This window comes from Curtobacterium sp. KBS0715 (assembly GCF_005938005.2).
Classification (GTDB): domain Bacteria; phylum Actinomycetota; class Actinomycetes; order Actinomycetales; family Microbacteriaceae; genus Curtobacterium; species Curtobacterium flaccumfaciens.
Genome location: NZ_VCCA02000001.1, coordinates 940,846 through 963,483, shown reverse-complemented (window position 1 = coordinate 963,483; position 22,638 = coordinate 940,846). Strand labels below are relative to the sequence as shown.

Here is a 22,638-nt window from a genome sequence, read left to right as displayed (position 1 = left end):
CCACGTGCCTCCAGGCCGTCAGTCCCCCCAGATCTCCCCGACCACGGCGTCCAGCAGACCGTTCGTCGGGAAGTTCGCCTGCCGGATCACGATGAAAGTGTCGTCGCGCAGGAAGAAGGTGGAGACCTGGTCGACCGGGCCGGTCTCGGCGCGGACGGACGACTGGCACACCCGGCCGCCGTCACGGTCCTCGCACTGGAGCGGACTGGTCGCGAGCACGTCCGCGGCCCCGGGCCCGGCCGTCCCGATGGTCATGGTCAGCCCGCTGACGTCCGCCCGCGGGTCGGCCCAGTTGCAGATGATCTCCGACTCCCCGTCCGCCCAGGTGACGTCTTCACCATCGCCGCCGGCCGTCCCGTCCTTCGCCTTCGAGATCTCGGTCAGCGGAGTATCCCCGAAGAGCCGCGTGTAGTCCTCCGCCGGCACCATGTCGCGGCAGGTCGCCGGGATCGTCGCCACGGTGGGGGTCGGGGTGGGCTTCGGGATCGGGGCGCCCGTGATCGGGGCGGAGCTCGGCGTGGTCGCGGACGGCGACGGTTCGGGCTGCTGGGTCTGGGTGGGAGCGGCGACCGGGTCGGCGTTCTGCTGCGACAGGGTCAGGGCCACGGCACCGGTCGCGGTGCCGAGTGCCAGCAGGGCGACGACGCCGACCACGACGCCCGAGCGACCACGACGTCGCTTCGGACGGGGCGTGGCGCGTTCGAGGACGTTCTGCTTCATCGAGACGAGCATGCGCTGCAGCTCGTCTCCCTGGGGAGGTTCAGTGTTCATCGTGCATCACCGCCTTCTTGAGTCGACGTCGGTTGCGGGAGACCCGCTGGGTGACCGCACCGACCGTGAGACCGAGGAGCTCCGCGGCTTCGGCGTAGGAGTACCCCTCGAGGAGGCAGAGCTCGCAGATGCGGCGGTCGAGGTCGGGGAGCGCGGCGATCTCGGCACGGACCCAGCGCAGGGTCTCGCGGGCCTCGTCGTGGTCGGCGGGCGAGGCGAGGTGCTCGGGGAGTTCGTCCGCGCGACGACGGGCCTGCTTGCGGCCGGTGTTGAAGGCGTGGTTGCGGCAGACGACGAGCAGCCACGGCAGCACGGTGTCCGCCGGCAGCTCGAGGGTCGCCGCCCGCTGCCAGAGCGTGAGGAACGCGTCCTGCACGATCTCCTCGACGTCGGAGCGGTTGTCCACGAGTGCCCAGGCGTACCGGGTGAGGGTGGCGGCGTACCGGTCGAACGCTCGTGCGAGCGCTCCGGTGTCCCCCTGTGCCATCGCACGGACGAGTCCTTCGTCCGTGTCGGTGCCGGTCGTCACGTCCACATCCCACCTCCTTCACCCAGAGGTGTCGGCAGGACCCGCGATCCTGACAGGACCGTTCCTGATTCGTGACCTCGGGCGTGTCCGGCGTCAGGACACGGTCGCCGCTGGGTCAGCCGTCAGCCGTCAGCCTTCAGTGGAAGTCGTCGCCGTCGCCCTCGCCCGGCGTCTTGTGTCCGCCGAGCATGTCGTTGTCGTCCTGCTCGCTCGACGAGGCGAGCTGCAGCATCGCGAGCACGACGACGACCACGATGAACGCAACGCCGAGGAAGATCACGGCCAGCTGCAGCTCCCGCGTCGAGAACAGCACGACGAGCCCGGTGAACACCGCGACGATCGCGGAGATCCCGAGGAGCTCGACCGGGCGCAGACGGTCACGACGGCTGGGGGTGGTCATGCGTGTGGTGCTCCGTCCGGGGCGACGGCCGGCGTGGCCGTGCCCCACTTGTGCGAGAGGCCGGCGATCACGTGGAAGACGGCCGTGATGGCGAGGTACGCGCCGAGCAGGCCGACGAGCACGATCGAGGCGTCGAGGGTGCCGGTGACCTGTTCCACGCCACCGAGCTGCTGGGAGTAGTCGGGCGGCGTGACGAGGAAGGCGACCGCGAGCAGCAGCGTGAGGCCGCCGATCGTGGTCCAGTCGCGAGCGAAGGGTGAGCGACGCCGGGCACGGAGCCCCTGCGACAGCTCGAGGGCCCCGGTCAGCACCGCGAACGCGACGATGACCGTGATGAAGGCCGGCAGTCCGAACCCGTTGCACGCGAACGCGGCGACCGCGGCGAGCAGGGTGATGACGGCCTGCAGCAGGGTCGTGCGACGCGAACGGCCGTCGAGGGGCAGTCGGGAGATCCCGGCGAACAGGAGCACGAGGCCCTCGACCAGGGCGAAGCCGCCGAACAGCACGAGACCGTAGCCCGCGGCGTGGTTGGTCGAGAAGGTGATGACCATCGCGACGACCGCTGCGGGGACCGCCCGGAGGATCGGGATCGGCCAGTACCGCGCGCGCTGGGTCGCGTCTTCCACGGTGGTGGCGTCGTCCACGGTGTCGGACACGAGACCTCTTTCGGGCATGCGGATCGTGGATCCGATCCTACCGCCGGTGGGGTGAACGCCCGACCGGCGGCGGCTCCACCCCCTGTGGACGTGCACACCCGTGCGCCGGGACGGCACCGCGTCCGGTGCCGTCCCGGCGGTGTTCAGGGCTGCTGCGGGTCGTCGGTCGGCGCGTCCCGGCGGGCACGACGTCGGGCGAGCCACCAGCACACGGATCCGACGGCGGCGGCCAGGGCGGCGAGCGCGGCGGCGAAGCCGACCCCTTCGGCGCCGGTGTAGGCGAGGGCTCCCACGGGCGCGGTGGCTCCGTGGTCAGCTGCCGGAGCACCCGCACGCCCGTGGTCAGCACCCGCCCCGGGGCCGTCGCCGGGGCCGCCCTCACCGGAACCGCCGGCACCGGATCCGTCCCCGTCGTCCGGTGCAGGACCGGTCGTCGGCGCAGGGCTCGGCGCCGGTCCGTCGTCGTCCGGGTCGACGACGATCGCCACACCGGTGGACGGGTCGCCCCCGTCCGGGTCGGTCGGCGAGGTCGCGGTCGCCACGTTCACCACGTCGGATCCGTCCCCCCGGTAGCCCGGATCGAGCACGGCGCGGATCCGGAAGGCCCGGGTCTCCCCCACGTCGAGCGAGACGTCGGATCGGCACGTCACGCGCTGCCCCTCGGCGGTGCACCCGTCGTCCGAACCGGCGAAGCGCATGGCCTCGGGCAGGTCGTCGACGGCCCCGACGTGCTCCGCGACCGCCGGACCCCGGTTCCGTGCGGTCACGAGGTACTCGACCTCGTCACCGGGTTCGACGGTCGACGGCGACACCGACTTGTCCGTCTCGACGTGCGCGACGGCCGCCGGTGCCGTCACGGTCGTGCTCGCCCGCGAGACGTTGTCCGTCTCGTTCGTGTCGGACAACGACGCAGGCGTGGCGATCGTGGCGACGCTCTCCAGGCTCCCCTCGGTGCCCGCGGCGACCCGCCCCTCGATCGTCACCACGGCCGAACCGTCGCGGGGCAGGGACAGGTCGGTCGCCACGTCACCGCTCCCCGTCGCGGTCGCGCAGGCGGAGCCCGCCGCCGCGGTGCACGTCCAGGTGACGTCTTGGATGCCGTCCGGCACGTCGACGTGCAACGGGCTCGGATCGGCGGCGTTCGGACCGGGGTTCCGAGCCGTGACGTCGTACCGGACGGGGTCGCCGGCCGTGACGGTCGCGGGCAGGTCGTGCTCGACCGACAGGTCCGCCGGCTTCCACACCTGCAGCGCGTCGACCTCGTGCTTGTCGACGTGGCTGCCGGTGGCCGCGGCGAACCCGAGGCGGAGCGTGCTCGGCAGCGGGGCCTGTCCGTCGCCGTGCAGCGGCACCGAGTCCAGCACCGTCCGCAGGGCCCCGCCGGCCTGGATCCGGACCGTCACGGCGAGGCCGCCGTCGGCCTCGGGCAGCAGGGTGACGCGGACCTTCCGCGGTGTGGCGCCGTCGGTCACCGTGCCGCCGGGGGCCGCGACGCCGGCGACGTAGCGGTAGCCATCGGTCCCGTCACCCGAACCGCGGACGACGACGTGGTCGGCCTGGGCACCCGGACCGGAGTCGTTGATGCGCGACGAGAAGTTGCCGTAGTGGTCGATCGCGACCGCGGCGAAGCCACCGGGGACCCCCGGCAGGTCGCACGGGCGTCCACCGCCCTCGGTCTCGGTGCTGCGGCAGGCGTACCCGAGGCCGGCGCCGTACGACCCGACACCCTGTGGTGCGGCCCCGTCGGCCAGGTAGAGCAGCAGGCCGTCGGCCCCGGGGTCGTCCTTCGCGGTGTACATGGCGTAGGTGAACTCGATCTCGAGCCCGGTGTCGGAGGGGAACGTGTCGTTCGTCGACCAGGAACCGGCCTGGTCCCGGACGTCGTCGGTGAGTCGCAGGCGGCCGTCGGACACCGCGGCGTCACCCTGCAGGGTGCCGCCGGACGCACTGGAGAACTCGTTGACGTAGGGGAAGTCGAGCGCAGCGGCGCTCGACTCGGACGGGAGCACGGCGGGCGCCGCGAGCACGCCGAGGGCGGTCAGCGCGGCGCCGACCGCAGCGAGGCGGCGGACGACCCGCGACCGGAGTGGTCGTGGACCGGATGCTGGAGGAGTGGGATCTGTCATGCCCCGATGCTCGCGATCGGGAGGTCACCCCCGGGCGGCGGCGAGACGATCTGTGGAACGCCACCACGGGCCTCCGGGCTGTGGAGGAAGAACCTGTCCGCTCAGGCCAACCACACCGTCGTCTCGCCGGGCAGCACACCGGGAGAGACCTCGTCGAGCGGTCCCGACGCGACGACGACCGTGCCGGCGGGCAACGGCACCGGCTCCGTGCCGAAGTTCGTGAACGACCGCCACCCGTCGTGCCGGGCGAACGCCACGACCTCGGAGCCGGACTCCAGCCACGTCAGCGCCTCCCCCTGCTGCAGCCGACGTCGTGCGGCCAGCGCCCGGCGGTACAGCGACAGGGTCGACCCGGGATCGCCGTCCTCGGCCTCGACCGAGGACTCCCCGAAGTCCTGCGGCTGCGGCAGGTGCGGTGCGACGTCCCCGAAGCCGAACGACGGCCCGGAGCGCGTCCACGGGATCGGCACGCGGCAGCCGTCCCGGCCCTTCACGGTGTGCCCGGTACGGAGCCACTTCGGGTCCTGCAGCAGGTCGCGCGGGATCGCGGCGGCCTCGTGCAGCCCGAGCTCCTCGCCCTGGTACACGTACGACGACCCCGGCAGCGCCAGCATCAGCAGCGTCGCCGCGCGTGCCCGTCGGAGCCCCCGTGCACGGTCGAGCTCCGGCGTCGTGCCGTCCGTCATGAGCCAGGCGTCGGTGTCGGTACCGTCCGGCAGGCCGTACCGGGTGGGGTGCCGCACGACGTCATGGTTCGACAGCACCCAGGTGCTCGAGGCACCCGAGTGCTCCGAGGCGGCCAGGTTCCGCTCGATGATCCGACGGAACGCCTCGGGCTCGAACGGGGCCTCGAGCAGGTCGAAGTTGAAGGCCTGCCCGAGCTCCGTCGGCCGGGCGTACAGGACGCGGCGGGGTGCAGGGGCCCAGGCCTCGGCGACCGCGGCACGGGGCGGCTCGTACTCGTCGAGCACCCGACGCCAGGTGGCGAAGATCTCGTGCACCTCATCGCGGTCGTACAGCGGGTCGGAACCGTCGAGCGGCAGGTCCTGCTCGTTCGACGGCCGGTACGGGGTCGACAGGTCCTTCGCCAGACCGTGCGCGACGTCCACGCGGAACCCGTCGACACCGCGGTCGGACCAGAAGCGCAGCGTGTCCTCGAAGTCGGCGCGGACCTCGGGGTTCGACCAGTCCAGGTCCGGCTGCTCGGGGGCGAACAGGTGCAGGTACCACTGCCCGTCCGGAACCCGGGTCCACGCGCTGCCGCCGAAGTTCGACACCCAGTCGCTCGGCGGCAGTTCCCCGGAGTCGCCGGACCCCTCGCGGAACACGTACCGCGCCCGCTCGGCCGACCCCGGCGAGGACGCCAGTGCGGCCCGGAACCACTCGTGCTGGTCCGAGGTGTGGTTCGGCACGATGTCGACGATGACCTTGAGGTCGTGTTCGTGGGCGGCCCGGACCAGGGCGTCGAGGTCGTCGAGGGACCCGAGCTTCGGGTCGACGGCACGGTAGTCAGCGACGTCGTAGCCCCCGTCGGCGAGCGGCGACGGGAAGAACGGGGAGAGCCACAGCGCGTCGACACCGAGCGACGCCAGGTACGGCACCCGGCTCGTGATGCCCGCGACGTCACCGAGCCCGTCGCCGTCGGTGTCGGCGAAGCTGCGTGGGTAGACCTGGTAGACGACGGCATCGCGCCACCAGGTCGGGTCGGTGGTTCGTGGCGTGCTGGCCGGGGTCCGAAGCGTGGTCACGTCGCCACCGTACCCAGGGGGCTGGGAATAGCGCCCCGTACGATCGCATTGGTTGTCGCTGACACCTTTCCGTCCAGCAACAGCATCCCGCAACAGAAGGAGCTCCATGACGAACGTCCTCGTCCTCGTCGGCAGCCTGCGCGCCGACTCCATCAACCGCAAGCTCGCCGAGGCCGCCGCGCACCACGCGCCGGAGGGCATCGAGCTGCACACCTTCGACGGCATCGTCGACCTGCCGTTCTACAACGAGGACATCGACGGCGACACCCCGCCCGCCGCTGCCGTCGCCTTCCGCGACGCCGTCGCCACCGCGGACGCCGTCCTGCTGATCACCCCCGAGTACAACGGCACGATCCCCGCCGTCCTGAAGAACGCGCTCGACTGGGGTTCGCGTCCGTTCGGCGCCTCGCCGCTGTCCGGCAAGCCCCTCGCCGTGATCGGCTCGGCGTTCGGCCAGTACGGCGGCGTCTGGGCGCACGACGACGCCCGCAAGGCCGCCGGCATCGCCGGTGCGAAGGTCCTGGAGGACGTCAAGGTCGCCATCCCGCAGTCGGTCGTCCGTTTCGCGGAGACCCACCCGCGTGAGGACGCCGAGGTCACGACGCTCGTGCAGGGCGCGCTCACCGCGCTCGCCGAGGCCGCAGCCGGCACGGACGAGCAGGCAGCCGCGTAACGCGACGAACCACCGGACACCAGGCCCGTGGCGACCCCGCCACGGGCCTCCTGTCCGTCCGGTGCGGACGCAACGGTCGTTGCGAACGCATCGGACGGTGCGGACGCACCGGACGTGGCGGAACCCGGGAGTCCGCTAGACGACCGAGATACGAGACGGGTTACCCTGAACGCCATGTCGACGCAGGAGATCACCGAGGCGTCCGGGTACTGGTTCCCGGACGACGACGCGACCCAACGCGGGGTCGCCGTGCTCAACGCCCTGCGCCGGTACCGATCCGCCGAGACGGCCATGCGCCGCCGGACCCGCGACTCGATGGGCATGGGCGAGACCGACCTGCTCGCCGTGCGCTTCCTGCTGCAGGCGCAGCGCTCCGGCACCGCCGTGAGCCCGAAGGACCTCGCCGCGTACCTGAAGATCTCGTCGGCCTCGACGACGATCCTCATCGACCGCCTGGTCAAGTCGAACCACGTCCGCCGCGACCCGCACCCCACCGACCGCCGGGCGCTCGTCATCACGCCGACGACCGAGACCGACGACGAGGTCCGCGCCACGCTCGGCGTGATGCACCGCCGGATGATGTCGATCGCCGAGGGACTCCCCGCGTCCGAGGCCCGGATCGTCGCCGGCTTCCTGGAGCAGATGCGCGAGGCCGTCGACCAGGTCGACCCCGCGCCGTCGCACTGAGCGGCACCGCGCCGGACGACCCCGGGGGACGCTGCCTCCGAGCGCACTGAGAGCGTGCACTGGGGCACCGCGTAGACCGGAACGGTCACACCGACGCGAAAGGAGCCACAACCATGCACGCTTCGGACAAGATGGCCAAGAACCTCCAGGCGGTCCTCGTGGACCTCATCGACCTGCACCTGCAGGGCAAGCAGGCCCACTGGAACATCCTCGGCACCAACTTCCGCGACCTCCACCTGCAGCTCGACGAGATCGTCGACGCGGCTCGTGAGTTCGCCGACGACACCGCCGAGCGCATGCGCGCGCTGTACCTCGTGCCGGACGGCCGCTCGGCGACCGTCTCCGCGGGAAGCCACCTCGACGCGTTCCCCTCGGGCGAGATCACCACGCACGACGCCATCGACCAGGTCACGCTCCGGCTGTACCAGGCGACCGGCACCATGCGCGACGTCCACGACGAGGTCGACGAGGAAGACCCGACGACCGCGGACCTGCTCCACGGCTTCATCGAGCGCCTCGAGCAGCTCGCGTGGATGGTCTCCGCCGAGAACCGCGCGCCCAGCACTCCGCTGGCCTCCGCCACCACGCCCGCCGTCGCCGACGCGTCGGCGCACGCGTAGGGGCCCGGGTGGACCTCGGTATCCAGGGCAAGACCGCACTCGTCTTCGGCGGCGACTCCGGCATCGGCTGGAACACGGCGCGCATCCTCCTGGCAGAGGGTGCGACCGTGGTCGTCACCGACATCGACCAGAGCCGTCTGGACACCAGTGCCGACCAGCTCGAGGCACCGATCGGCAAGCTGCACGCCTTCGCCGCCGACGTCCGGAGCGCCGAGAGCCTCGCCGCCCTGCACGACAAGGTGCGCGAGGCCGTCGGCGAGATCGACATCCTGGTGCAGTCCTCGGGCGTGACCGGCGCCCAGGGCATGTTCCACGAGATCGACGAGGCCGGCTGGGCGGAGACGATCGACATCGACCTGATGGGGCCGGTGCGGATCACTCGCGAGTTCATCGGCGACCTGCGCCAGGGCGGCTGGGGACGCATCGTCTACCTGGTGTCCGAGGACGCTTCGCAGCCGTACGACGACGAACTGCCCTACTGCGCCGCCAAGGCCGGGGTGCTCTCGTTCGCGAAGGGCCTGTCGCGCTCCTACGCCTCCGAGGGCCTGCTGGTGAACACGGTCTCTCCCGCGTTCATCCACACGCCGATGACCGACGCGATGATGGACAAGCGAGCCAAGCAGCGCGGGACCTCGTTCGACGAGGCCATCGGCAGCTTCCTCGAAGAAGAGCGGCCGTACATGGAGCTCAAGCGCCGCGGCGAGCCGGAAGAGGTCGCGAACGTCGTGGCCTTCCTGTGCTCCGACCTGGCCAGCTTCGTGAACGGCGCCAACTACCGGGTCGACTCCGGCTCGGTCGCCACGATCTGATCGTGGTGCCACAGCACCGCCAGGAGGCGTCATGACCGACTTCCGCTACCTCATCGTCGGCGGCGGGATGGTCGCCGACGCCGCTGCCCGCGGCATCCGCGAACTCGACACCGACGGATCGATCGGCATCCTCAGCGAGGACGTCGACCGGCCCTACGCGCGGCCCGCGCTGTCGAAGAAGCTCTGGACCGACCCGGACTTCAGCTGGGACGACAAGGTCGACCTGCACACCGAGGAGACCGGGGCGCAGTTCGTCCTGGGCGCCGCGGTGACCGCGATCGACCGTGCCGCGAAGACCGTCACGACGGCCGACGGCGCGACCCACGGCTACGAGCGGCTCCTGCTCGCGACCGGCGGGAAGCCCCGCGGGCTGCCGGGGCTGTCCCCGTCGGCACGCGTGCTCGACTACCGCAGCGCGTCGGACTACCGCCGGCTGCGCGAACTCGCGGACGCCGGAGCACACGTCGCCGTCGTCGGCGGCGGGTACATCGGCCAGGAGATCACGGCGGGCATCGTGCAGAACGGTGCGCGCGTGACACTGGTCGACCCGGACGAGGTCGTCGGCGGACGCATGTTCCCCGAGGACCTGGCACGGGCGTTCCAGCAGCGCTTCGTCGACCACGGTGTGGAGCTCCGCACCGGCCGCCGGGTGTCCGAGGGCACCGAGACGACGGACGGCGTGCGGCTGACGCTCGACGACGGCTCCGTGGTCGAGGCCGACGCCGTCGTCGCCGGACTCGGCATCGAACCCGCGACGCAGCTCGCCGCCGACGCCGGACTCACCGTCCGCGACGGCATCGTGGTCAGCTCGACGCTGCTCACCGACGACGACTCGGTCTTCGCGGCCGGCGACGTCGCCGAGTACCCGGACCGGATCCTCGGCACCCGCCGGGTGGAGCACGTCGACAACGCCCAGCAGCAGGGTCGGCAGGCCGGCCGCAACCTGGCCGACGCCGACGAGACCTACGACCACACGCCGATGTTCTACTCCGACGTCTTCGACATGGGGTACGAGGCGGTGGGGCAGGTCAGTTCGAAGCTCCGCACGGTCGAGGACTGGCAGGACCCCACCGTGACCGGCGTCGTCTACTACCTGGACGACGACGACACGGTCCGGGGCGTGCTGCTCTGGAACGTGTGGGACAAGACCGACGAGGCCCGCAAGGTCCTCGCCGAGGCGAACGCGCTGACGCCCGACATGCTGCCGGGCCGCATCGCGCCCTGACCGCTCGCCCGTCGCGGTGGTCGCGACGCCCTGGAGGCCCGGTGCCGGTCCGTCGGACCGGCACCGGGCCTCCAGGCGGTCGCCCGCAGATCGCGACGCGCGCTGGTTCGACGGTGTGCTGCTGCGACGGTGCTGGCTACTTCGACTCCGGCGCGACTTCGTCGACGACCGCCCGGCGGTCCGCCGGGTCGACCGGCAGGTCGTCGCCGTCCGCCATCGCGACGGCGTGCGCGGACTTGGCCGCCTCGAGCGTCTCGTCGTCGTTCCGGGCCATCCCGAACAGCTCGATGAAGCGCGACTTGACCAGCAACCAGGCGTCCCCCGGGCTGAGCCGCGCCAGGTCCGACGACGTCGAGTGGTCGCGCACCCGCTGCAGCGACGACACGCCCCGGTCGGGGATCCGGTGGTCGACGTGCGCCACCGCGAGCCGCGCGACCGCGTCGGCCTGTGCGTGCATGACCGAGTGTGCGCCGTCGACGACCTCGCGGAGGACCGCGTAGGGGAACACCCGCGCCAGCCGGCGGACCCAGTCCCGCGGCACCATCGCGTCGTGCTCACCGCGGACGATCAGGGTGCGGGCCTGCACGTGGGCGGCGCGCTCCTCGATCGGGAACGCGATCATCCGTGGCAGGACCTTCCGGAACCAGTGCCACCCGCACAGCGCGTACGCCGTGATGCCGTGCCACCGGACCGCGGCGGGCTCGTGCAGCGTCGACCGCAGGAACCGGAACGCCGACTGCCGGACCGTGCGTGCCGACGAGTCGACCACCGGGCTGATGAGCACGAGGTCGGAGATCCCCGGACGGCGGGCGGCGACCTCGGTGACGACCTGCGTGCCCATCGAGTGCCCGACCAGGACCGGGTCCTGGAGCCCGAGGTCGTCGATGACCCGTTCGACCGCGTCCGCGTAGCGCTCGATCGAGACCTTCCCGCGGAACCGCGGGACGCCGGCGAACCCCGGCAGGTCGAGCGCGTGCACCGGACCGTTCTCGTTGAGGTGCGGGGCGAGCCGCTCGTAGTAGGTCGACGCGATGCCCAGGCCCGCGACCAGCACGAAGGCCCGCGCGCCCGGCTCGCCGATCGAGCTCACCCGGACGTAGGTGCCGTCGACCGCGACCCGGTCCACCTGCACCGTGACGTCGGCGTCCTCGGCCTGGGCGAGCTCGCCGGCCGGGTCCGGCCGGCGTGCCTGGCGTTCGTCGTCCACGTGGGTCTCCTCCGGTCGAGCGGTCGCCCAGGATACCCGGCCGCCGTCCGCGCGGGCGGCGACGACGTGCTCAGCCGCTGAAGGTGTTCGCGGGGAACCCGTGCACCGTCGTCGGCACCGCGAAGACCGCACCGGACCGCGGCGCCTGCTCCAGGTCCTGCTCGGTGAGGTTCTCGCGGGCCGTCCCGACGAAGAGCGTCGACATGTCCGGACCGCCGAACGCCACCGAGGTCGGGTTGGCGACGGGGAGCTCCACCGTCTCCAGGTGCGAGCCGTCGGGCCCGTAGCGCTCGACGCGGGAACCGCCGTAGATCGCGCTCCAGAAACAGCCCTCGTCGTCGCGGACCAGGCCGTCGTGCGCGTGACCGACGATGAACGGCTCGAGTTCGCCGAGCTCGCCGTCCGCGCCGTACGACCCGCGGAAGACCGTCGAGGCGCTGGTGTCGGTGACGTACATCGTGCTGCCGTCCTCCGACCACTCCATGCCGTTCGTCACGCCGAAGCCGCCGCGGAGCACCCGGGTCGTGCCGTCGGCCTCGATCGAGTAGAGCGCCGCGTCGGGTTCGCCGGTCGTCACGTTCATGCTGCCGACCAGGAACCGGCCGAACGGGTCGCACTTGCCCTCGTTGAACCGGTTGCCCGAGGTGCTGTGGGTGACGCGGGCGATCTCGCGCTCCACGGCACCCTGCTCGTCCGTCACCACGACGGTGTCCCCGAGGGCCGCGACGAACCCGCCGGAGGCCCGGGGCTGGAAGCTCGCCAGCGGGGGCGGCAGCGGCACGCTCGACCGCACCGTGCCGTCGGCCTCGGCGGTGTTGAGGGTGCCGAGGGTGATGTCGGCCCACCGGAGCAGCTGTGCGGACGGGTCCCAGACGATGCTCTCGGCGAGGACCGCTCGGGCGTCGGCGAAGACGGTCGCGGGGCCGGTCGTGACGTTCGTGCTCATCGGCCCCGTCTACCGCGGGGACGGTCCGTGCTCGCTCAGGCGTGGGGGCGGCGGCGGCGGCGAGTTCACGGGCTGCGCGACACCTCACGCCCGCTTCGGCGCGTGAGGTGTCGCGCAGCGCGAAGGTCCGCGCCGGTCCGGTCGTCCGTGCACCCGCGGGTCAGAGGCGGGCGAACCGCGCGCGGAAGAAGCTGTAGACGCCGAAGGCCAGGAACCCGATGCCGATCGCGACGAGGACGAACACCCCACCGGGCATGCTCCGCACGGCGTCGAACGCGGCGTCGAGGCCGGTGGCCTGGTCGGGGTCGCTCTGCAGGCCGGCGACGGCGATGAGCACGCCCACGATGACCACGGCGATCCCCTTGCCGACGTACCCGACGACGCCGAGCACGGTGACCACACGGTCGAGCTGACCCGACGGTCGCGTGATCTGCTTGCGGAACGACCGGCGGCAGCCGATCACCACGAGGCCGATGCCGACCGCGACCGCGATCGCCCCGGCGAGGAGCAGCACGAACACCCCGCCCGGCGTCGCCAGGGTCTTCGCCGCGGCACTCTGCGACGAGCTGCTCGAGCTCGACCCGGCACCGAGCGCGTACGAGGCCGCCGAGTACGCGATCACGCCGTAGACCACGGCCTTCGCGACGTCCTTCAGCCGGGCGAGCCAGCCCCGGGTGGTGTCGGAACGGCCGCCGACGATCGCCTCGACGATCAGGCGCACGGTGAGTGCGGCGGTGCCGACGGCGATCAGCCAGAGCAGGAACACCCCGCCGGGGACCGCGGCGATCTGCTGCAGCGCACCGGACTGGTCCGTCTCGCCGCCGGAGGACGCGTTGCCGATCCCGAGCAGGATCGCCAGGTACCCGATCAGCAGGTGGACGATGCCGCTGCCGACGAACCCGGCGCGTGCCGTGACCTCGAACCAGCGGCTGTCGGCCGCTCGCCGGACCTGTCGTCCGGTTTCCTTCGCCGCGTGCTCCGCCGTGTCGCTCATCACGCCCCAGCGTGCCCGACGCGTGCCGTCCTGTCCGGGGCGCGCCGGGCCGTGCGGTCCGCCACGTGGCGGACGGGAGGCCCGTGGCGGTGCCGCCACGGGCCTCCCGTCCGTCGGTGGGCGCGTCTCAGTCGCCCTTCACGTTGACGACCTGCCGCAGGGTGTGCCGGATCGACACGAGGTCCTCGGCGTCCGCCATGACCTGGTCGATCGGCTTGTACGCCGCCGGGATCTCGTCGAGGAACGCGTCGGTGTCGCGGTACTCGATGCCGGTCATCGCCTCGCGCAGCTGCTCGTGGGTGAAGGTCCGCCGGGCCGCGCTCCGCGAGAACAGCCGGCCGGCACCGTGCGGGGACGACTCGAGCGAGGGCTTGTTGCCGAGTCCCTCGACCACGTACGACGCGGTGCCCATCGACCCGGGGATCAGGCCGGGCTGACCGGCCTTCGCCTGGATCGCACCCTTGCGCGACACCCACACGGACTTGCCCCAGTGCGTCTCACGCTGCGTGAAGTTGTGGTGGCAGTTGATCCGCTCGAGCTCGTCGACGGGCGTGCCGACGGCCTCGGACAGCTGCCGGACGACGCGGTCCATCATCTCCTCGCGGTTGAGCAGCGCGAAGTGCTGGGCCCACCGGAGCTCGGCGATGTACCGGTCGAACTCCGGCGTGCCCTCGACCAGGTACGCCAGGTCGGGGTCCGCCAACTGGATCCACCACCGCTCCATCGCCTTCTTGGCGACCTTGATGTGCCGCTGCGCGATCTTGTTGCCGACCCCACGCGATCCGGAGTGCAGGAAGAGCCAGACCCGGTCCTGCTCGTCGAGGGAGACCTCGATGAAGTGGTTGCCGGACCCGAGGGTGCCGAGCTGGTTCCGCCACCCGCCGTGCACGCCGTCCGGGTCGAACCCGGCGGTCTCGGCCATCGCCTCGAGCTCGGCGATCCGGGGTGCGGCGGTCGCCACGATCTTCCGGTTCGACGCACCGGCCGACAGCGGGATCGCGCGCTCGATCTGCTCGCGCAGGCCCTGCAGGTCCGCGGGCAGGTCCGCGGCGGTGAACTGCGTTCGGACCGCGATCATGCCGCAGCCGATGTCCACGCCGACGGCCGCCGGCATGATCGCGCCGAGGGTCGGGATGACGGACCCGACGGTGGCCCCGAGGCCGAGGTGTGCGTCGGGCATGAGGGCCAGGTGCGGGAACACGAACGGCATGCGCGCGGTCGTGCGGGCCTGCTGCTCGGTGTTGTCCTCGAGCATCGAGGCCCAGCTGAGCAATCGGTCGTTGATCTTCTTCATGGTGTCGTCTCGCTTTCGTGACGGTCGAGGTGACGGTCCGAGACGGTCGTACGCCGGGCCTCCTGGTCGTCGCCGGACGTGGCGGACGGAAGGAGGCGGTGCTGACGAACGCCCCGGGCCGGGTGGGCACGGGGCGTCGGGGGACGTCGCGTGCCTACGCGGGATAGCTGAGGGACCACTGCTGCTCGGGCAGCACGGCGGCCGCGGCGAGCTGGAGCTCGACGCGTTCCTCGTTGTGCTGCACGGCGCGCATGCGCGGTCCTTCCGGTGTGCCCGGGGCGGGCGGTCTGCCGATCGGCAGGAGGACGACGCTAGTGCGACACGCCCGGGATGCGCAAGTCACGTGGGCGTGTCGGCTGTGCTCTGGCGCTTCCCCGGCGTGCTACGGCGGTGCTCCGGCGGTGCTCCGGCGGTGCTCCGGCGGTGCTCCGGCGGTTCTCCGGCGGTTCTCCACAGGCTGGAGGCCCGGCGTGCGTTCTCCACGAGGGGTACGTCCGCCTGATGGTCGCCACCGGGGCCGGGGCAGGCTGGACGCATGACCGAGCGCACGCGAGACACCCCCGACGCGACCGAGAACGAGGAACGGACGAACGGGTACGTCCCGCTCCGTTCGTACGGCGCGATCGGCGACGGGCGGACGGTCGCCCTCATCGCGCTCGACGGCCGGATCGACTGGCTGCCGATCCCGTCGATGGACTCACCGCCCGTGTTCGCGAGCATCGTCGACGCCGAGCACGGCGGACACGTCGCCCTGCGGCCCGTGGACGACCAGGCGCAGGTGTCCCGCGCCTACCTGCCGGGCACGAACGTGCTCGTGACGACCTGGACGACCCCGTCCGGCACCGCCACCGTGACCGACGCCATGGTCACCGGAGTGGCCGGACGGCTGCCCTGGGCCGAGATCGGCCGCTGCGTGCAGGGGGTCGACGGCTCGGTCGAGATGGAGTGGGCGGTCGTGCCCGGCACGATCCTGAACACCGCGGAGCCCCGCCGACTCGACACCGCGAACGGCACGGTGATCGGCGTCGACGGCGTGACCATCGCGATCGTCGAGCAGGGCTTCGAACCGGTGCACGACGACGGGCCACGGTTCTCCGGGCGGTTCTCGACGACCGAGGGCTCGAAGTCGATCCTGACCATCGTCGGCACGTACGACGAGCCGATCTTCCTGCCCGAGCCGGAGCGCACGCTCGAAGGGGTCGACCGCACGATCGAGAACTGGTCGACCTGGTCGAAGGAGTTCAGCTACGACGGCCCCTGGTCGGACGCGGTCCAGCGCAGCGCCCTCGCCCTGAAGCTCCTGATCTTCTCCCCCACCGGCGCCATCGCTGCGGCCCCGACGACGAGCCTGCCCGAGGACCGCACCGGCGGCAAGAACTGGGACTACCGGTTCGCCTGGGTGCGCGACCTGGCGTACACGGTGCACGCGCTCACCCGCTTCGGCCTGCGCGAGGAGACGCACGCCGCCGTGTCGTGGGTGATGCGCACGATCGCCGAGCACGACGAGACGATGCCCATCTTCTACGGGCTCGACGGGTCGAAGAGCGACACCGTCGAGGAACGCGACGTCCCGGGATGGAACGGCATCGGACCGGTCACGATCGGCAACCGCGCCGGTGACCAGCTGCAGCTCGGGGTCTGGGGCGACGTGTTCGAGATCATGCGCCAGTACGTCCGAGCCGGCAACGTGCTCGACCGCAAGACGGCCGCGGTGCTGCAGGAACTGGCCGACGACGCGTGCCACCGCTGGGTGGAGCCGGACTCGGGCATGTGGGAGCTGCAGGAGGCACAGCACTACACGACGAGCAAGATCGGCTGCTGGCAGGCGCTCGACGCGGCGGTCGAGCTGCACGACGCGGGGATGATCGACGGCCCGCGCGAGAAGTGGATCGAGAACCGCGAGCTCATCGAGGACTGGGTCGCCGAGAACGGGTGGAACGAGGAGCTCGGCCACTACGTCATGTACCCGGGCACCGACGCGCTCGACTGCTCGATCCTGCTGCACGCGATGTCGGCGTTCGACCGCGGACCGCGCATGGAGTCCACGATCCGCGCCATCGAGGAGCAGCTGCAGCACGGGCCGCTCGTGTACCGGTACTCCGGCATCCAGGACGAGGAGTCCCCCTTCGTGGCGTGCTCGTTCTGGCTCGCCGCCGCGCTCGCGTGCGTCGGACGCATCGACGACGCGAAGCAGCTGATGGACGACATGGTCGCGCAGGCGAACGACGTCGGGCTGTTCAGCGAGATGCTCAGCGCCGTCGACGGGGACTTCATGGGCAACCTCCCGCAGGGGCTGTCACACCTGGCGCTCATCCAGGCCGCGCTGACCATCGAAGAAGTCTCAGAAGAGTCCTGACCGGGCTGGACGGCCCCTCGGGGGCGCGGGGCATCATGGTCTGACGATGAACGACGTCGATGCACGGATGGACCGGCTCCGCAGGGCCGCCCGTTACCGCTACCAGCAGCTCGTCGACCAGGAGATCGAGCGGGGGTCGCTCGATCCCGACGAGGTGCGCTCGGAACGTGAGGAGCGTCGGCTGCTCAAGGCCGCCGACGTCGCCGCGCACGCCCGGGCCCAGATCGCGGAGGCCGAGCGCCGCGGGGTCTTCGAGGGCAACCCGTACCACGGCAAGCCGCTGCCGGGCCTCGACGGGCAGCACGACCCGGACTGGTGGATCAAGTCGAAGATCGAGCGTGAGGACATCCGGGGCATCGCGCCGCCGGCCCTGGCGCTGCGGACCGAGGACGCCGAACTCGATGACGCCCTCGATGCCCTGTCGCTCGAGACCGACGTGCGCGACGTCCTCGTGGACTTCAACGCCCGGGTGAAGGAGGCCCGGCGGCAGCTGCTCGGCGGGCCGCCGGTGGTGACGCCGATGCGCGACGTCGAGGCTGAGGTGCTCGCCTGGCGGGAGCGCCGCGAGGCGCGCATGGCTTCTGCCGCGCGGGCTGCGGAGCAGGCGCGGCTCGAGGCGAAGCCACGGCGGTGGTGGCGGCGCGGCTGAGCGGCGCCGTGGTGCGGTCCGGTCCGGTCCGGGGGCGAGATTTCGCGCTGAGCGACAGTTCTCGCGAACGTGAGCGCGTGAGGTGTCGCCCAGCCCGTGACGACGGCGGCTGCCGCCGGCCCGGCGTGCGCCCGAGACGCTCGACGCGAAACGCAAGTCGGCCCGGACCGCGCTGCTGCGTGGTCCGGGCCGACTGTGGTGGTGCGGGGTGTTACTTGATCTGGGCGGTGATGGTGGCGGTGCCGACAAGCAGGCCACGCTTGACGGCGTCGGTGCCGAAGGTCTTGTTCAGCAGGCCCGCGGCGTCCTCGGAGATGTGGACGGTGGTGCCGGTGAGGATGGCGTTGTCGCCCTCGAGCTGGAGGGGCTTGAGGGAGCCGCCGTGCAGCTCGAACAGGAACGCGTTGGCCGCGGCGACCTTGCCGTTGACGAGGACGTCGCCGTAGAGCTTGGACGAGCCCGGGTTCACGACGAAGTTCTCCAGCGTGACGGTGGTGTCGCCGGCCTTCAGGGTCAGCCCCGAGTCATCGTGGTTCAGCAGGCCCTGCACGTACGGGCGGTAGTTGCCGTCCGGGGACCAGTAGGTGACCGACCCGGCGGTGATCGGGAACGACACCGACCCGTCAGCCAGGGTCGCGTCGCCGGAGACGCCGGGGGTGAGCTTCAGGGCGGTGAGGGCGTCGGTGAAGCCGGAGTCGAGCTTCACGGCGGTCGAGCCACCGAGGACCTCGGGGACCGAGGCGACGGGTGCGGGGATCTTCGACGACGACGAGGACACCGTGTGCACGTTCGGGGTCGCGGCCTGGGCGGAGGAGATCCCGAACGCGGCACCGCCGAGGACGAGGGCGCCGGTCGTGGCGAGGGTGATGGAGGTCTTGAGGCTCTTACGCATCGTGATCAGTCCTTTGCTCTGGAGGCGCTCCGGCCGGTGGCCGAATGTGCACGTGGTGTGCACGCTTGCTGTGTACAAGCTGCAGCCCGGCCAACTGTGACCGGAGAGCGCCCTGGGCGTTTGCCCTGTGCAAGTGATTCGGTACCCCCGCCCGAACGGTTTGGGACGAGTTTCCTGAGGTGCCGCAACCCGGTGTTTCGTACCGTGTACCCATGGCTCCAGCACACATCTCCACCACCGACCGGCTCCGGGCGGTCGACGCCTGGTGGCGCGCCGCCAACTACCTGACGGTCGGGCAGATCTACCTGCTGGACAACCCGCTGCTCACCAGGCCGATCGAACCCGACGACGTCAAGCCGCGGCTGCTCGGCCACTGGGGCACCTCCCCCGCACTGAACCTCGTGTACGCACACTGCAACGCGCTGATCACGGAGACCGGGCGCGAGTTCCTGTACATCTGCGGCCCGGGGCACGGCGGCCCGGCGATGAACGCGAACGCCTGGCTGGACGGCACGTGGAACGAGCTGTACCAGGACGTCGACCTGCAGCGGTTCTTCCGCCAGTTCTCGTTCCCCGGCGGCATCCCCTCGCACGCCGCCCCGGAGACGCCCGGCTCCATCAACGAGGGCGGTGAGCTGGGCTACTCGCTGTCGCACGCCTACGGTGCGGCGCTCGACAACCCGGACCTCGTCGTCGCGTGCGTGGTCGGTGACGGTGAGGCCGAGACCGGTCCGCTCGCCGGGTCGTGGCAGGCGCACACGTTCCTCGACCCGGTGTCCGACGGTGCCGTGTTGCCGATCCTCAACCTCAACGGCTGGAAGATCGCGAACCCGACCGTCCTGGCCCGCATCCCCGACGAGGACCTCACCGCGTACTTCCGCGGGCTCGGCTACGACCCGATCGTGGTCGACTCCCGCCGCGTCGACGACGACCCGTACGCGGTGCACGCCCTGTTCGACGGTGCCCTGCGACGCGCACTCGCCGGCATCGACGACATCCAGGCCGCTGCCCGCGCCCAGGCCGCCCGTGCCGCCGCGGGGCAGCCGGCCGGTGCCGCCGACCTGCGTCCGCGCTGGCCGATGATCGTCCTGCGCACCCCGAAGGGCTGGACCGGCCCGAAGGAGGTCGACGGCGAGCAGGTCGAGGGGACCTTCCGCGCACACCAGGTGCCGCTGCCCGCGGTGCGCGAGGACGACGGCCACCGCGCCCAGCTCGAGGAGTGGATGCGCTCGTACCGCCCCGAGGAGCTCTTCGACGAGGACGGCCACCCGGTCGGCATCATGACCACGATCCGTCCGACCGGTGACGAGCGGATGAGCGCCACCCCGCACGGCAACGGCGGTCGGCTGCGGACCGCGCTCGATCGGCCGCCACTCGAGCCGTACGCGGTCGAGGTCGGTTCCACGGCGTCCGCCACGGGCACGCTCGGCCCCTGGCTCGCCGCACTCATCGAGAAGAACGCCTCGACCTTCCGGCTGTTCGGCCCGGACGAGACGATCTCGAACAAGCTCGACGCCGTCTTCGACGTGACCTCGCGCGTCTGGCGGGCCCAGCGCGCCGCCGGCGACGAGCACCTCGCCGCACGCGGCCGGGTCACCGAGGTCCTGTCCGAGCACCTGCTCGAGGGGATGCTCGAGGGCTACGTGCTGTCCGGTCGGCACGGGATGCTCAACACCTACGAGGCGTTCGCCCACATCATCGACTCGATGGTCGGGCAGTACGCCAAGTGGCTGGAGTCCTCGACCGACATCGACTGGCGGGTGCCGGTGTCCAACCTGTCGCTCCTGCTCTCGTCGCACGTCTGGCGACAGGACCACAACGGGTTCTCCCACCAGGACCCCGGGTTCCTCGACGTCGTCGCGTCGAAGCAGCAGGACCTCGTCCGGATCAAGCTGCCGGCCGACGCCAACACGCTGCTCGCCGTCGCCGCGCACGCGATGGAGACCACGGACCGCATCGAGGTGATCGTCGCGGGCAAGCACCCGGAGCCGGTCTTCCTGTCCCTCGACGACGCGGTCGCGCACGCGGAGGCCGGACTCGGCGTGTGGGACTTCGCCGGCACCGAGCAGGCCGTCGGGAAGGTCGACGTCGTGCTCGCCTGTGCCGGTGACGTCCCCACGGTCGAGGCGATCGCCGCCACCGACATCATCCGGAAGCACGCTCCCGGCGTCGGGGTCCGCGTGCTCAACGTCGTCGACCTGCTGGCGCTCGGTGACCCGCGCAAGCACGAGCACCCGATCCCGGACGAGCAGTACGACGCGCTCTTCCTGCCCGGCACGCCCACGGTCTTCGCGTTCCACGGGTACCCGACCCTCGTGCACCAGCTGACGTACCGCCGGAACGGGCACGACGACCTGCACGTGCACGGGTTCCTCGAGCAGGGCACGACGACCTCGCCGTTCGACATGCTCATGCGCAACGAGATGGACCGCTTCGCCCTGGCCCACGATGCCCTGACGCGGGTGGACGCCGAGGCGCACGCCGACCTGCTCACGAAGCTGTCCGGAGCGCGGGACGCTGCGCGGACGTTCGCGTACACGAAGGGCGAGGACCACCCGTCGCTCGCGGGCTGGGAGTTCGCGGGCTGGCCCCAGGACGAGCCCGCCAGCGGCGGGACCGGCGGTGACCCCGGTGCGGGCGAGACCGAGGCGGCCGCACCCGGCAACTGACGCACTCCTCCACAGGCCGGGAGGCCCGGAGCACCCTCCACAGGACCGGTCACGCCCGCCGCGTGGCCGGTTCCTTGCTGTCAGGGTTCCGGCATGGACATCGGCTGGATCAGCGCGCTCGTGTCGGTCACGAGCGCGTCCGTCGCGCTGGGTGCGCTCGTCGCCTCGGTGCTCGACGGGCGCGCCGGACGGCGAAATGCAGAGTTCTCGGTGCACCGCGACCTGTGGTGGCAGCGTTGGTCATGGGTCGCCGACCGGGCGACCTCGGACGACGAAGGAGAGCGCGCGGCTGCGGGTGTGATGTCCGCTGCGCTGGTGACCCGCAGTTGGACGACCGCGGACGACCGCTGGGTCGGCCAGGCACTCGACGACCTGACCGCAGCGACGATCGAAGGAGCGAACGGTGATCTCGAAGCTGAGTGACAAGGACTTCAAGCGCTGGCTCGACGGACGCGAACTGACGACGCCCGCACTGCTGGCGGACCCGCACTACGGGCCCATGATGCGGGCGAAGGGCGCCGAGGAAGAGCTCCGTCAGGCGCGCATCGAATGGCGCGAACGCCAGGAGCGCGCACGGGCGCGGAAGCTCAAGGACGAGGCGTCCTTCGGTGAGAGCTGAACCGATGCTCTGCGCGCCTGCCACGCTGGGACCGTGACCGAACTCGTCATCCCGGCCCCGAGCCTCCCGACCGTGCCCACGACGACGGGCGCGCGTTTCCCCGTCCGCCGTGTGTTCTGCGTCGGCCGGAACTACGCCGCGCACGCCCGCGAGATGGGCCACGACCCGGACCGCGAGCCGCCGTTCTTCTTCACCAAACCGGCCGACGCGGTCGTGGTCGACGGCGCAGACACCCCGTACCCGCCGTTGACGCAGCAACTGGAGCACGAGGTCGAGCTCGTCGTCGCGATCGGCACCGGCGGCACGGACATCGCCGCCACCGACGCGCTCGCACACGTGTGGGGCTACGCCGTCGGGATCGACCTCACCCGCCGAGACCTGCAGGCCGAGGCGAAGCGACTCGGACGACCGTGGGACACGGCCAAGGGCTTCGACGCCTCGGCACCGATCGGGGCGCTCACCCCGGCGGCCGACGTCGACCCGACCAGCGGCGCGATCGAGCTGACGGTGGACGGCGAGCTCCGGCAGTCTGGCGACCTGACCGACCAGATCTGGTCGGTCGGCGAGACGATCGCGGCCCTGTCACGGTCCGTGGCGCTCGCGCCCGGCGACCTCGTGATGACCGGCACTCCTGACGGTGTCGGCGTGCTCGACCGCGGCGCCGTGCTCGTCGGCACGATCGCCGGCGTCGGCGAGGTCCGGACCCGGATCGTCTGAGGCACGTGTCGGCGATGTGTCGACGGGCTGGGAGCGTTCGCAGGCAGAACG

Annotated in this window: 22 protein-coding genes; 11 read left to right on the top strand and 11 right to left on the bottom strand. The window is 71.6% G+C overall.

Translation table 11 applies throughout. The features are described from left to right. Nucleotides 1–18: 18 nt before the first annotated feature. The 6 genes from FFG40_RS04745 to FFG40_RS04720 form a co-directional block, all read right to left on the bottom strand. Nucleotides 19–771 carry a hypothetical protein gene (locus tag FFG40_RS04745; RefSeq protein ID WP_138802420.1) on the bottom strand — a complete coding sequence of 251 codons (753 nt, stop codon included), beginning with the start codon at nt 769–771 and terminating at the stop codon, nt 19–21. Continuing rightward, on the bottom strand, nt 761–1,300 hold the full coding sequence (locus FFG40_RS04740; protein ID WP_081827229.1) for an RNA polymerase sigma factor: 540 nt from the start codon (nt 1,298–1,300) through the stop codon (nt 761–763). The genes FFG40_RS04745 and FFG40_RS04740 overlap by 11 nt, the downstream gene beginning before the upstream one ends. Before the next feature lie 136 nt (nt 1,301–1,436). After that, nucleotides 1,437–1,700 (bottom strand): hypothetical protein, encoded by a 264-nt coding sequence (locus tag FFG40_RS04735; RefSeq protein ID WP_027464979.1) that lies wholly within the window; start codon nt 1,698–1,700, stop codon nt 1,437–1,439. Further along, on the bottom strand, nt 1,697–2,356 hold the full coding sequence (locus tag FFG40_RS04730) for a DUF308 domain-containing protein (protein ID WP_051596596.1): 660 nt from the start codon (nt 2,354–2,356) through the stop codon (nt 1,697–1,699). The genes FFG40_RS04735 and FFG40_RS04730 overlap by 4 nt, the downstream gene beginning before the upstream one ends. Before the next feature lie 143 nt (nt 2,357–2,499). Continuing rightward, complete coding sequence (locus FFG40_RS04725) at nt 2,500–4,482, bottom strand: lectin-like domain-containing protein (RefSeq protein WP_138802419.1); 1,983 nt, start codon at nt 4,480–4,482, stop codon at nt 2,500–2,502. A 101-nt stretch (nt 4,483–4,583) separates the two neighbouring features. Beyond that, a complete protein-coding gene (locus tag FFG40_RS04720; RefSeq protein ID WP_138802418.1) occupies nt 4,584–6,230 on the bottom strand; it encodes a glycoside hydrolase family 13 protein in 1,647 nt (548 codons plus the stop codon). A gap of 106 nt (nt 6,231–6,336) precedes the next feature. Between FFG40_RS04720 and FFG40_RS04715 the strand changes: the two genes are divergently transcribed. The 5 genes from FFG40_RS04715 to FFG40_RS04695 all read left to right on the top strand — a co-directional run bounded on the left by FFG40_RS04715 (nt 6,337) and on the right by FFG40_RS04695 (nt 10,244). Continuing rightward, nucleotides 6,337–6,903 (top strand): NADPH-dependent FMN reductase, encoded by a 567-nt coding sequence (locus FFG40_RS04715; RefSeq protein WP_027464982.1) that lies wholly within the window; start codon nt 6,337–6,339, stop codon nt 6,901–6,903. 174 nt (nt 6,904–7,077) lie between these two features. Beyond that, nucleotides 7,078–7,590 carry a MarR family winged helix-turn-helix transcriptional regulator gene (locus FFG40_RS04710; protein WP_027464983.1) on the top strand — a complete coding sequence of 171 codons (513 nt, stop codon included), beginning with the start codon at nt 7,078–7,080 and terminating at the stop codon, nt 7,588–7,590. 113 nt (nt 7,591–7,703) lie between these two features. After that, a complete protein-coding gene (locus FFG40_RS04705) occupies nt 7,704–8,210 on the top strand; it encodes a Dps family protein (RefSeq protein ID WP_017886495.1) in 507 nt (168 codons plus the stop codon). An 8-nt stretch (nt 8,211–8,218) separates the two neighbouring features. Further along, nucleotides 8,219–9,019 carry an SDR family NAD(P)-dependent oxidoreductase gene (locus FFG40_RS04700; RefSeq protein WP_111101471.1) on the top strand — a complete coding sequence of 267 codons (801 nt, stop codon included), beginning with the start codon at nt 8,219–8,221 and terminating at the stop codon, nt 9,017–9,019. A 31-nt stretch (nt 9,020–9,050) separates the two neighbouring features. Next, on the top strand, nt 9,051–10,244 hold the full coding sequence (locus FFG40_RS04695; protein ID WP_138802417.1) for an NAD(P)/FAD-dependent oxidoreductase: 1,194 nt from the start codon (nt 9,051–9,053) through the stop codon (nt 10,242–10,244). 136 nt (nt 10,245–10,380) lie between these two features. Here FFG40_RS04695 and FFG40_RS04690 read toward each other — a convergent pair whose 3' ends face one another. From FFG40_RS04690 to FFG40_RS04675, 4 genes are all read right to left on the bottom strand, one after another. After that, nucleotides 10,381–11,451: an alpha/beta fold hydrolase gene (locus FFG40_RS04690; RefSeq protein WP_138802416.1), complete on the bottom strand. Its 1,071-nt coding sequence runs from the start codon at nt 11,449–11,451 to the stop codon at nt 10,381–10,383. Between the two features lie 70 nt (nt 11,452–11,521). Continuing rightward, nucleotides 11,522–12,397: an SMP-30/gluconolactonase/LRE family protein gene (locus tag FFG40_RS04685; protein WP_138802415.1), complete on the bottom strand. Its 876-nt coding sequence runs from the start codon at nt 12,395–12,397 to the stop codon at nt 11,522–11,524. Nucleotides 12,398–12,557: 160 nt separating this feature from the next. Beyond that, entirely contained in the window at nt 12,558–13,391 is an 834-nt protein-coding gene (locus tag FFG40_RS04680) for a DUF1206 domain-containing protein (RefSeq protein ID WP_027464986.1), read from the bottom strand. A gap of 127 nt (nt 13,392–13,518) precedes the next feature. Next, on the bottom strand, nt 13,519–14,685 hold the full coding sequence (locus tag FFG40_RS04675; RefSeq protein ID WP_138802414.1) for an RtcB family protein: 1,167 nt from the start codon (nt 14,683–14,685) through the stop codon (nt 13,519–13,521). Nucleotides 14,686–15,220: 535 nt separating this feature from the next. On the opposite strand from FFG40_RS04675, the gene FFG40_RS04670 reads away from it, so the two are divergent. Next, on the top strand, nt 15,221–17,041 hold the full coding sequence (locus FFG40_RS04670) for a glycoside hydrolase family 15 protein (RefSeq protein WP_138802413.1): 1,821 nt from the start codon (nt 15,221–15,223) through the stop codon (nt 17,039–17,041). A 46-nt stretch (nt 17,042–17,087) separates the two neighbouring features. Beyond that, nucleotides 17,088–17,690 (top strand): DUF1992 domain-containing protein, encoded by a 603-nt coding sequence (locus tag FFG40_RS04665; RefSeq protein ID WP_138802412.1) that lies wholly within the window; start codon nt 17,088–17,090, stop codon nt 17,688–17,690. A gap of 211 nt (nt 17,691–17,901) precedes the next feature. On the opposite strand, the gene FFG40_RS04660 is transcribed toward FFG40_RS04665, so the two are convergent. Next, a complete protein-coding gene (locus FFG40_RS04660; protein ID WP_071247112.1) occupies nt 17,902–18,582 on the bottom strand; it encodes a hypothetical protein in 681 nt (226 codons plus the stop codon). Between the two features lie 212 nt (nt 18,583–18,794). Here FFG40_RS04660 and FFG40_RS04655 point away from each other — a divergent pair, with 212 nt between their 5' ends. From FFG40_RS04655 to FFG40_RS04640, 4 genes are all read left to right on the top strand, one after another. Beyond that, a complete protein-coding gene (locus FFG40_RS04655; RefSeq protein ID WP_138802411.1) occupies nt 18,795–21,251 on the top strand; it encodes a phosphoketolase in 2,457 nt (818 codons plus the stop codon). Nucleotides 21,252–21,344: 93 nt separating this feature from the next. Further along, entirely contained in the window at nt 21,345–21,674 is a 330-nt protein-coding gene (locus FFG40_RS04650; RefSeq protein WP_138802410.1) for a hypothetical protein, read from the top strand. Next, entirely contained in the window at nt 21,655–21,870 is a 216-nt protein-coding gene (locus FFG40_RS04645) for a hypothetical protein (RefSeq protein WP_110893998.1), read from the top strand. The genes FFG40_RS04650 and FFG40_RS04645 overlap by 20 nt, the downstream gene beginning before the upstream one ends. A gap of 33 nt (nt 21,871–21,903) precedes the next feature. Next, on the top strand, nt 21,904–22,587 hold the full coding sequence (locus FFG40_RS04640; protein ID WP_138802409.1) for a fumarylacetoacetate hydrolase family protein: 684 nt from the start codon (nt 21,904–21,906) through the stop codon (nt 22,585–22,587). Nucleotides 22,588–22,638: the final 51 nt, after the last annotated feature.